We start from the raw sequence: 7,286 nt of genomic DNA on the forward strand, positions 1-7,286 counted from the left end.
GTTTCGGCCGGCGGCGGGTAGACGGCGGCGAGTACCGACTGGTGGGTGACCCATCCCGCGACGGTATGGCCGTCGCTGGTGAGCACGGGCAGGCCCGGAGCGCCGGGGTCGGTGAGTGCATGCAGGGCGGTGGCGACACTGTCGTCGACGGTGAGGGCGGGAGGGCGGACAGCGAGGTCGCCAGCGGCGCGCTGCTCGGCCCGGGCGTCGGTCTCGAGGGCGTGGGTGACGGCCGGTGTGGTGATGATCCCCTGGTAGTGCCCGTGGCCGTCGGTGACGGGGCGGGCGGGGAACGGCGAGCCGGCGAGCAGGGCGGCGAGCTCGGAGAGGAGCGCGCCGGCCGGGATCGGCGGTGGCGGTGACCGCATCGCGGCGGTGGCCGGGATGGCCCGCAGGCGGCGCAGGTCGTGGGAGGCGTCGAGGTCGACGCCACGGCGGGTCAGCTTCAGGGTGTAGATGGTGTCGGTGCTCAGGAGCCGGCTGGTCAGGGTGGCGACGACGACGGCGGTCATCAGGGGGAGGATGATCGTGTACTCGCCGGTGAGCTCGAACAGGATGAGCACGGCGGTGATGGGCGCGCGGGCCGCTCCGGCGAAGACGGCACCCATGCCGACCAGGGCGTAGGCCCCGACAGGGGCGATGGTGCCCGGGGCGATATGGTGGGCGAGGGTGCCGAAGGCGGCGCCGGTGGACGCGCCGATGAACAGGGACGGGGCGAAGACGCCGCCGGAGCCGCCGATGCCGATGGTGAGACTCGTGGCCACGATCTTCCCGCCGATGAGGACGAGCAGGAACCACAGGGCGTACCCGCCGTGAACGGTGTGTTCGAGGACCGGGTAGCCGACGCCGTACATCTGGGGCAGGGCGAGCAGGACGGTGCCGAGGAGCAGGCCGCCGACAGCGGGGCGTAGCCATTCGGGGCCGCGCCAGGCCCAGTCGCAGAGGTCCTCGATGAGATAGAGCAGGCGGGTGAACAGCACGCCGGTTAGGCCGGCCACCACGCCGAGCAGGATGAACAGGGGGTATTCGCCCTGGCTGTGAAGGGCGAAGGTGGGCAGGCTGAGAAAGGGAGTGTCACCGAAGGCGGCGCGCCCGATGACGCTGGCGGTGACGGCGGCCAGCACGACGACGCCGAAGGCCTCGGCGGTGAAGGTCCGCAGGATCACCTCCAGGGCGAACAGGACGCCGGCGACGGGGGCGTTGAAGGTGGCGGCGATGCCGCCGGCGGCGCCGCAGGCGACGAGGATCGGCAGCCGGCGGCCCGGCACGCGCAGGAGCTGGCCGAGAGCCGACCCGAGGGACGCGCCGATCTGCACGATCGGGCCTTCCCGGCCGACCGACCCTCCGGCACCGATGCACAACGCCGAGGCCAGTGACTTCACCGCCGAGACGCGGGGGGAGATGCGGCCGTCGCGTTCGGCGACGGCGGACATCACTTCGGGGACTCCGTGGCCGCGGGCCTCCCGGGCGAACCGGTGGATGAGCGGTCCGTAGACCAAGCCTCCGATGACCGGGACGGCCAGCAGGAACCAGAAACCCAGGCCGGGGATGTGGGGGTTGGGCAGCCGTCCGCCGACCGAGCAGTCCGCCCGGCCGCAGAACACCTCCGTGAAGAGGTTGATCAGCCCGCGGAAGGCGACCGCGCCGAGCCCGACCCCCGCGCCGATCACGACGGCCAGGGCCGCGAGGACGGCGCCGGCTCGGTGCTGGTAGATCTCCGGACGGGCTGCCCATCGGGTGGAGATCCCGCGTGACGTCACCGGCATGTTTGCACCATACAACTGTTGCTTTGTGCTTGCCATGATCCGGTCCGAGTAGAGATCGCGTTGCGCGGTAAAACGGTGACATGGCATGCCCGCCGGATGGCTCCGCCCTGCCGCCCTCGGTTCCCGACCCCGCGGGAGTGCCGGGCGTGGACGTCGACGAGGTCACCGATGCGGTCCTGACGGCATCCCGGCTGCTGGTGGCGGTGTCGGCCCGCTCGATCGCCGCCGTCGGCGAGGATGTCACCCTGCCGCAGTTCCGGATGCTCGTCGTGCTCGCCGGGCGTGGACCGCAACGTGCCGGGGAGCTCGCCGAGTCGCTCGACGTGCACCCCTCCACGGCCACCCGGATGGCCGACCGGCTCGTCGTTGCCGGGCTGATCCTCCGGGTCGGCAACCCGCGTAACCGGCGGGAGGTCATCGTCGAGCTGACCGGGCCGGGCCGGCGCCTCGTCGACGAGGTCACCGCCCGGCGCCGGGCCGAGATCGCGACGATCGTCGCCCGGCTCGCTCCGGACGTGCGGGGCAGCCTGGTCGGCGCGTTGCGCGCCTTCGCGGACGCCGGCGGCGAACCGGCGGCGATATCCGGTCGGGACGCCTCGGCCCTCGGCTGGACCTGACCGGCCTTCGCGGGTGGCCGACAAAATCTTCGACCCAAATCTTCGACGTCACGTAGAACATTCGGTCGGGAAGGCTCCTACACTCTGGCGGCATGGAGGCGTCCGCCGGAGCGGGGGCACGCGTGGTGCGAACAACCGTGTTCGCCGGCACATGCGTGGCCCTCTCCGCGCCTGCCCATCCCGCCGGGCACGGTTCCGCCCCGGCCGGGCCGGGTGGAGATCCCCTGGGGTATCCCATCCGAATCATCGCCGAAAGTGACGGGTTCGCGTCACACCGTGTCGCTGGGGTGGTACCCAGTCTGGAGTTCTCCCATGCCCTGCATGCCGGCGCCTCGCGCCACCCGGTTCCGCCGTGGCCTGTCCACCCCCGCCGGGACCGACCGCCCGTTCCTTCCTCCCGGCCGGACATTCCTCGTTCCCGTCCTCCCCCTCGTCCTTCTCGGCGCTCTCGTAGCGATCTCCAGCTGTTCCTCGGGGGGCTCCTCGGCGGGCCCGTTGGTGCGCGGCGCATCCACGTCACCGAGCGCGGGGATCCGCGGCACCACGCTCGGCGCACCGATCGCGATGCCGGACCTGCGTCTGACGGACACCGCCGGGCGGCCCTACGACCTGCGCCCGCATGCCGCGGGCCGGCTCACCCTGCTGTTCTTCGGCTACACCCACTGCCCGGACATCTGCCCGACGACGATGGCCGATCTCGCCGCCGCGTTGACGCAGGTCTCCCCGGCCGTGCGCCGGCAGACGAGCGTCGTGTTCGTCACCTCGGACCCGGCGCGGGACACCCCGCCGGTGATCCGCCACTGGCTGGACATGTTCGACCACACCTTCGTCGGCCTGACCGGTGACGTGAAGACCATCGACACCGCCGCGCGCAGCGTCGGGGTGCCGCTGGAGCCGCCGCGACGGCAGGCCGACGGGAGCTACACCGTGGGCCACGGTGCTCAGGTCCTGGCATTCACGCCGAAGGGTCAGGCGCGTGTCGTCTACCTCGCCGGCACCCCGGTGGCCGACTACGCCCATGACCTCCCGCTGCTCCTGCGGGGCGACGCGTGACCGGCGACACGCCGACCGACGCGCCGACCGACGCGCCGACCGGAAGCCCGGGAGCCGCGCCGGTCGACGAGCGCGGACGGCCGGGGCCGGACCGCCGTCGGCTGCTGGGCGGCGCCGGGCTGCTCGGCCTCGGTGGCGGAGTCGTCCTCGGCACGGGGGTCGCCCTGGGCACGCAACGCCTGCTACCGGACCGGCCGAACCCGGTCGAGGCGGCTCGCCGCGCCGCGGTGGCCGCCGTGGCCGGTGACGGCCGTCACCAGCCCGGGATCGCCGAACGGGCCCCCGAGCATCTGATCTTCACCGCCTACGACCTGATCTCGACCGAGCCGGCGGCGGTCCGATCCGCCCTCGCCGCGCTGCTGCGGACCTGGACGTCGGCCTCGGCGGTGTTGATGCGCGGCGAACCGACCGCCGGCGCCGAGCGGGACACGGCGGGGCTCGGGCCGGCCGCCTTGACGGTCACCGTCGGGCTCGGCGCGTCAGCGTTGCGCCGCGCCGGCCTCGACACGCGGATTCCCGGTCCGCTCGCGGACATCCCTGCCCTGCCCGGCGACCGGATCGACGCGGCCCGTGGCGGCGGGGACCTCGCCGTGCAGGTCTGCGCGGAGGACCCGATGGTCGCTTACTCGGCGGCCCGCCAACTGCGTCGCATCGCCGCTGCGTACGTCCAGCCCCGCTGGGTGCAGCGAGGGTTCCAGCGCACCGCGGCCGGTGCCGCCGACCCCGATGCCACCCCGCGTAACCTGATGGGGCAGGTCGACGGCACCGACAATCCCCGGCCGGGCACGGCACAGTTCGACCTCGCGGTGTGGGCCGCCGACGGGCCGGCATGGATGCGAGGCGGGACCTACGTCGTCTGCCGGCGGATCCGCATGCTGCTCGACAGCTGGGACCGGCTGACCGAGGCGGCGCAGAGCGAGGTCATCGGCCGGCGCAAGTCCGATGGCGCACCGCTGTCCGCCCCGCCCGCCGCCCTCGCCGGCTACGCCATCACGATCATCGGAACCCACCTCACCGGCTTCATGAACGAGGCGATGGCCCGGCCCTGGCTCGGCCAGCCCGAACACGTTCTCTACCTCGCTGCCGGCTACCAGTTCTTCGTGCTGCTCGTCGGCGACGAACCGATCCGCTGGCGGTTGTCCACGCCCGGCCGGCTCGCGCTCGTCATCCTGTCCATGGGCGTCGACACCCTCGTCGGCGTCGTCCTGCTGCGGTCCCGCACCCCGATTGCCATGGCACCGCACACCTGGGGCAGCAGCCCCCTGCTGGACACTCAGACCGGCAGCGCTATCATACGGGTCGTCGGTGACGGGATCATGGTTGTGCTCATCGTGCTGCTGTTTCGGGTATGGACCCGCAAACCCGAGGCGGTGCGCCGGGCCCGCTTGAGCTGGCTGGAACGGGCCCGTACCGCGACCTTTGCCACCCACACCGGCCACGAACCCGCCCCCACCACCATGGTGGTCGCCAGACCGGCAGCCCGGGCGCGATCCGTCGACCTCGACGATGATGAGGCGAGCTGGCGGGCGTACAATGACTGGCTCGCTCGCTCGCCTGGACACGACCCGCTGACCCGGGCGGGCACGACCGTTGGCCGGTGCGACCGCGGTAGCCGAGACCGTGGCAGCCTCAGCGGCGGGACCGCCTCCCGGTCGTCATGGATCGGTCCTCTCCCGTTCCCTGCTCGCCACCGGGTGGCGAGCGGCGGGCTGATGGACGTACAGCTCGCGCCGCCGCGGGGTCATGGCCGCGGGGACGGGCTCCGGCAGCCGGTAGCGGGCGGGATGCTGGTGCTCGGCGTACAGCCGGTCGGCGTTGTAGACCCGGGGGAATTTCCAGAGCATCCGTGGGAAGTTCGTCTGGCCGTGCGCCAGGTTCGCGGCGACGATCCGGGCGGTCGCGGCAAGCGCCTTCGCGCCCAGGTGTTTGCGGTTGAGGACCGCCTGGGTGGCGACGAGCTCGCGGTAGAAGCGGTCGAGGGGGAGCCGGGTGGGGACGACGGCGTGCTGGATGTCGAACAGCCGGTAGTCCAGGGTGGTGAGCCGCCGGGACTGGGTGTGCCAGATCTCCGTACCCGGATAGGGGGTGCACACCGTGAGATGCACGATTTCCGGCACCGACAACGCCCATTCGCGGACGAGACGGAACTGCTTCTCGTCCCAGTCCGGGTCGGCGATGAGGTTCACCGCGACCGTGATGCCGATCTTTCGGGCGACTTCGAGGGCGCGGATGTTCTCGTCCGGGGAGATCCGCTTGTGGTAGAGGTCCAAGCCGTCCGCGTCGAGGGCCTCCATGCCCAGAAACATGTATTCGAGGCCGAGGCGGCGCCAGCGCTCGAACACCTCGGGATGGCGCAGCAGGACGTCGCTACGGGTTTCCAGATAGTACCGTTTGCGGATCCCTCGGCGTTCGACCTGATCGGCGATGGCCATGCCGTGTTCAGGCCTGATGAAGGCGACGTCATCGACGATGAAGACGTTCGGTTCCCGGATGGCGGACAGTTCCTCGCCGGCCGTGTCCGGGGAGAGGCGGCGGTAGCTGCGGCCGTAGAAGGTCCAGGCGCTGCAGAAGGAGCAGTCCCATGGGCAGCCGCGGGTGAACTCGACCGAGGCGCACGGGTCCAGTTCCCCGATGAAGTAGCGGCGGCGGTGGGCCAGCAGATGGCGGGCCGGTAGCGGCTCGTCGAGGCCGGGTAGCAGGGCCGGGGTCGGGCCCGCCCCATCGGCGGTGACCGCGCCCGGGACGTCCGCGAGACGGGCGCGGTCGGCTTCGAGGATGCGTGGGGCGACCACTTCGCCCTCGCCGCGCGCGACCACATCGAGTGCTCCGTCGCACTGCTTCAGCAGGTGCTCGGCAATGAAGGAGACGCTGTGGCCGCCGGCCACGACCAGGCAGCCGGGCAGTTCCCGCTTCGCCCGGTGCGCGAGCTCGATGACCTCGGGGACGTTCGCGAGATAGTTCACCCCGAACATCACCGCGTCGGGACGACACTCTCGCAGGTGGCGCGCGTAGGCGGCCGGTTTCTCCACCTGAAGATCTAGCATGCTCACCTCGTGACCCGCGGCGAGCAGCGCGGCCGCCACCCGTTCCAGCCCCAGCGGTTCGAGCCGTAGGAAGATCTTCGAGTACATCAGCGCGCTGGGATGAACCAGCAGGACACGCATGTTGCTCCTCTCGCCTGTTCGGGGACGGATCCAGGTGTTCGAGGGCGGGCCTGGGCGGATCGGACTGATGCGGACTGATGCGGTCCCGCCCCGAACGTGCGTGCCGGGGACCCTGCGTGCCGGGTACTGCCCGTGGGTCGCCCGTGGGTCGCTCTCCGCCCGGGCGCCGACTCCGCGTCGCCTGTCATCTTCCTGTTCCTGCCCCGGGATGCCGGCATGACTCGGGAACGAACCTTACATTCGGCTGACAATGACGTCGGTGCGTCGGGCGACGGTCCTTCAACTGCACGAGAGACCGGCCGGGACCGGCCGCGACGAACGGGTATGGACGGTGGCGTGCACCGTCCATACCCAGACTCACGGTGCTGGTGCGAGCGGCGGTCGGCTGATCGATGGGTGGGAGGGAAGCGCAGCTATGTCACAGGTCGCGGACTATGTCCTGCAGCGGTTGACCGGCTGGGGTGTTCACCGCATATTCGGCTATCCCGGGGACGGCATCAACGGCTTCCTCGGGGCTTTCGACCGGGCCGGCGGTGATCCTGGGTTCCTGCAGACCCGGCACGAGGAGATGGCGGCGTTCATGGCCTGCGCGCACGCCAAGTTCACCGGTGAGGTAGGCGCGTGTGTCGCGACCTCCGGTACCACCCCTGGGCTGCACATGGCGTCCGGCATCCGGTCCTAGCGCT

Annotated in this window: 5 protein-coding genes and 1 pseudogene; 4 read left to right on the top strand and 2 right to left on the bottom strand. The window is 71.5% G+C overall.

Features of this window, described 5'->3' with window-relative positions:
* The coding region (locus AC08OO_RS21490; RefSeq protein WP_476611536.1) for a chloride channel protein at positions 1-1,766 on the bottom strand (1,766 nt) is incomplete at its 3' end.
* An 80-nt stretch (positions 1,767-1,846) separates the two neighbouring features.
* On the opposite strand from AC08OO_RS21490, the gene AC08OO_RS21495 reads away from it, so the two are divergent.
* The 3 genes and pseudogenes from AC08OO_RS21495 to AC08OO_RS21505 form a co-directional block, all read left to right on the top strand.
* Entirely contained in the window at positions 1,847-2,383 is a 537-nt protein-coding gene (locus tag AC08OO_RS21495) for a MarR family winged helix-turn-helix transcriptional regulator (protein WP_011436910.1), read from the top strand.
* 312 nt (positions 2,384-2,695) lie between these two features.
* Positions 2,696-3,436, top strand: coding sequence for an SCO family protein (locus tag AC08OO_RS21500; protein WP_476611535.1), 741 nt, complete (start codon positions 2,696-2,698; stop codon positions 3,434-3,436).
* Positions 3,437-3,672: 236 nt separating this feature from the next.
* A pseudogene (locus AC08OO_RS21505) lies at positions 3,673-4,734 on the top strand (Dyp-type peroxidase); the annotation flags it as partial.
* Between the two features lie 357 nt (positions 4,735-5,091).
* Here the strand turns inward: AC08OO_RS21505 and hpnR are convergent.
* A complete protein-coding gene (hpnR, locus tag AC08OO_RS21510) occupies positions 5,092-6,600 on the bottom strand; it encodes a hopanoid C-3 methylase HpnR (RefSeq protein WP_476611534.1) in 1,509 nt (502 codons plus the stop codon).
* 415 nt (positions 6,601-7,015) lie between these two features.
* On the opposite strand from hpnR, the gene AC08OO_RS21515 reads away from it, so the two are divergent.
* On the top strand, positions 7,016-7,282 hold the full coding sequence (locus AC08OO_RS21515; RefSeq protein ID WP_476611533.1) for a thiamine pyrophosphate-binding protein: 267 nt from the start codon (positions 7,016-7,018) through the stop codon (positions 7,280-7,282).
* The last annotated feature ends 4 nt before the right edge of the window (positions 7,283-7,286 follow it).

It is taken from the genome of Frankia sp. CeCAU1, assembly GCF_977971845.1.